Source organism: Burkholderia sp. 9775_39 (assembly GCF_015712225.1).
Classification (GTDB): Bacteria; Pseudomonadota; Gammaproteobacteria; order Burkholderiales; family Burkholderiaceae; genus Burkholderia; species Burkholderia cenocepacia.
Genome location: NZ_JACCQC010000077.1, coordinates 1 through 715 on the forward strand (window position 1 = coordinate 1; position 715 = coordinate 715).

Annotated in this window: 1 protein-coding gene; it reads left to right on the plus strand. The window is 45.2% G+C overall.

The annotated features are described in order from the left end of the window. Nucleotides 1-620 precede the first annotated feature (620 nt). A partial coding sequence (locus H0X90_RS35315; protein WP_196438390.1) for a recombinase family protein occupies nucleotides 621-715 on the plus strand: 95 nt, incomplete at its 3' end.

The following is a 715-nucleotide window of genomic DNA, read 5'->3' on the forward strand; positions in this document are numbered from 1 at the left end:
CAACGCCAACTTGACCGCTTCGTCGCGAAGCTCCTTCGTATAGACCGCTCTTGGAATTCGATTCATCCATGCCTCCGTTTCTCAATTTTACGAAACGTTGGCTTCCATTTTTTTCGACCGGCCTCAGTCCTCCGCATCCTGATCGTGATCACCTTCGTTATAATCCATTGACCGCGCAACACCACCTTCCAAACTGATCACGTTCGCCGAAACGCCTGATCACCATCACCGAAATCCGCAGATGCGACCTTCGGAACGGCAGGTTCATGATTCGAAGCATAAAGGGTCGAAGCGGTAAGTCAAGATATGACACTATTTTGTAATAAATATTTCAAGCGAAGCGCGTACGCCGATTCAGTAAAAATATACGGGTTTGCTTGGGTGGCAGAGTGATTGTTGCGACATCTTGGTGCATTCATATGAGTTTTATTTAATAAATTGATCAAGATCAAAGAAGTTGGATTTCTGCTTGCGGGGAGTGAATATACGGATATTTGGCTTTATTTGATAGACGTATAATGTATTAAGTAATACAAATGAACATTGTGTGGAATTCCGAGCGACCGCGAAGACGGTTGATTAAGAATAGAAAATAAGAGGGCCGGGCACGGGGAATAGATGTGAAGATAGGATACGCGCGTGTCTCGACAGACGAGCAATGTCTGGATCTGCAACTGAGCGCATTACGACAGGCTGGCTGTGATGAGATTTATAC